A 2,990-nucleotide genomic window follows, 5' to 3' on the forward strand; every position below is an offset into this window, starting at 1 on the left:
TAAAAACTGCGCTTCATATTGTTTAAATTCAGCAACGGATAGACCAAATACCCGAAAACCATAGTCAAAATGAGCAAAGACATCTGCTTCTATAACAACTAGTGCTTCTGAAAGTTGTGCAAAATACAGAGGAATCACAATAGCAGGATCCATATCTTTGACTTCGTCATCTAAATAATCAAATTGACCATTATGATGCACACTGAGTAATTTTAAATCGTAATCTTTATCGGCTAAATAGTCGATGATCCGATCCTTTTCAGAAGCGATGTAACCGATTTCGATGCCTTTTAAAACACGATTGCCAAAACGCTTATTTAAGCTATCGATTGTTTGACTGTACATTTCATAATCGGGGATATCATCGACTTTAGTAACAGGATTGGCTAAGTCAAAATGTTCAGTTGTCACGACGTAACCATCGTAGTTTGTTAAATAGTCCTCATTTCTTGGGAGTTTTGAGACTACTATATGCGTTTTTTTGTTGATTTACCAACATGTTTAGACATTTTCCTCTAGGAAAAAATTAACTAGCACCACGGGTTATCCTAATTATTTCTAATTGATTCTATAAGCACTTTACTTAGCGATACATAAAAATTGTGATACAATTCGGTTGTAGTTTTAAAGGATATTATGGTCACTAAGTTACACATATAAATTTTTATGGAGGTGTGATAATATGGCAAATTTCTACGGAAATGATCCTTTTTTCAACAATGATATGGATGATGTTTTCAATCAATTATTTCGGCGCATGGGTAATCAAAATTCGGAGCGTGCACGGTATTTAGTTAATGGACAATCGTTGACACCGGATGAGTTTGCTCAATACCGAGCAACTGGTAAGCTACCCCAAAATAATAAAACAATAGAAGTATCTAAAGATGGTAAACAGGCTGTTAAAAAAGGAGGGATTTTAGAAAAGTTAGGGACTAATTTGACGGAACAGGCTCGTGATGGATTACTAGATCCAGTGATTGGACGTGAGAAAGAGATTCAAGAAACTGCAGAAATTTTAAGTCGTAGAACGAAAAATAATGCAATCTTAGTTGGTGATGCCGGTGTAGGTAAAACTGCAGTCGTCGAAGGTCTGGCACAAGCAATTGTGGCTGGTAAAGTTCCAGAAACGATTCAAGATAAAGAAATCTATTCGATTGATTTATCGTCTTTGGAAGCGGGAACTCAATATCGCGGTTCTTTTGAAGAAAATATTAAACAGCTGGTAGAGGAAGTTAAAGCAGCTGGTAATATTATTCTATTCTTCGATGAAATTCATCAGATTCTCGGCACGGGTGCCACTGGTGGTGAAGATGGTGGCAAAGGATTGGCTGATATCATTAAACCTGCTTTGTCACGTGGCGAGCTGAGTGTAATCGGGGCTACGACTCAAGATGAATATCGCAATACTATTTTGAAAAATGCGGCTTTGGCACGGCGATTCAATGATGTTGTGATTAATGAACCGACGGCCGCTGACACTTTACGTATATTACAAGGTGTTAAAGAGCTGTACGAAAAACATCATCATGTTGTATTACCAGATGATGTTTTGAAGGCGGCTGTGGATTATTCAATCCAATATATACCACAACGCACTTTGCCAGATAAAGCTATCGATTTGATCGACATGACTGCGGCTCATTTAGCGGCTAAAAATTCGCAAACTGATGTTGAGACATTGGATCAACGCCTTAAAAAATTAGAGGCAGCTAAGGAGGCCGCCATTAAAGCGGAGGACTTTACAAAAGCCGCTGATATCAAGAAGTCGATCGAGGAAACCAAGCAAAAAATTAAAGAAACGGATCAAAAAGAAAAAATCACTGCCACGATTGATGATGTGGCACAATCGGTTGAACGTTTAACTGGTATACCAGTTTCTGATATGGGCGCTAATGATATTGAGCGCTTGAAAAATCTTGATAAGCGTCTGAAAAGTAAGGTAATCGGTCAAGATGAAGCGGTTGAAATGGTAGCAAAAGCAATTCGGCGTAACCGTGCGGGCTTTTCAGAGGGGGATCAGCCGATTGGAAGTTTTCTGTTTGTGGGCCCAACTGGCGTAGGAAAGACTGAATTAGCTAAGCAATTAGCCTTAGATATGTTTGGAAATGAAAATGCGATTATTCGGCTAGATATGAGTGAATATGCTGATCGTACAGCTGTGTCGAAATTAATTGGTACCTCGGCTGGATACGTAGGCTATGAAGATAATGCTAATACTCTAACTGAACGGGTTCGGCGTAATCCATATTCCATTGTATTATTAGATGAAATTGAAAAGGCTGATCCACAAGTATTAACGTTACTGTTACAAGTGATGGATGATGGGCGCTTAACGGATGGACAAGGCAATGTCATTAATTTCAAAAATACGATTATTATTGCTACTTCTAATGCTGGCTTTGGTAATGAAGCATTAAGTGGTGACAAGCAACGAGATCAGTCATTAATGGATAAGTTAGCACCATTTTTCCGCCCAGAATTTCTGAACCGCTTTAATGGAATCGTGGAATTTTCACATCTGACTAAGCAAGACTTAAGTCAAATTGTCGATTTGATGTTGGCGGATGTACAAAAAACTTTAGCCAAAAAATCCATTAAACTTGAGGTAACTAAAGCGGCCAAAGATTGGCTGATGGAACAAGGCTATGATGAAGCAATGGGTGCGCGGCCATTACGGCGAGTAATTGAACAACAAATTCGTGATAAGGTAACAGATTTCTACCTTGACCACTTAGATGTCAAAAACTTGAAGGCTGATTTAGTGGATGCTGAGATTGTGATATCGGCAGCTTAGCTTAAATCAGTGTTCATAAATAACTTTATATAAGAGGAGATTTATTGGGAAGGAGATTGCTTGATAGGTTCTGTTGCAAAGTTTTAAATAAAGAATAAAATCCCTTACGGTATCTATGATTTAAGCTGGGATTCCCAATAATACCTTGATTTCAGTACAGACCGAAAACCCGAAGAGAGTGCCTTCTTTTCGG

The 2,990-nt window shown here is 38.4% G+C and carries 1 protein-coding gene and 1 pseudogene; one reads left to right on the top strand and one right to left on the bottom strand.

All coding sequences use genetic code 11. The annotated features are described in order from the left end of the window. Positions 1–411, bottom strand: a pseudogene (locus OZZ83_RS14565) (hypothetical protein); the annotation flags it as partial. 271 nt (positions 412–682) lie between these two features. Here OZZ83_RS14565 and clpL point away from each other — a divergent pair. Beyond that, positions 683–2,797, top strand: coding sequence for an ATP-dependent protease ClpL (clpL, locus tag OZZ83_RS14570; RefSeq protein WP_002335148.1), 2,115 nt, complete (start codon positions 683–685; stop codon positions 2,795–2,797). The last annotated feature ends 193 nt before the right edge of the window (positions 2,798–2,990 follow it).

It is taken from the genome of Enterococcus sp. E5-162 (assembly GCF_035725965.1).
Taxonomy (GTDB): Bacteria; Bacillota; Bacilli; order Lactobacillales; family Enterococcaceae; genus Enterococcus_B; species Enterococcus_B lactis.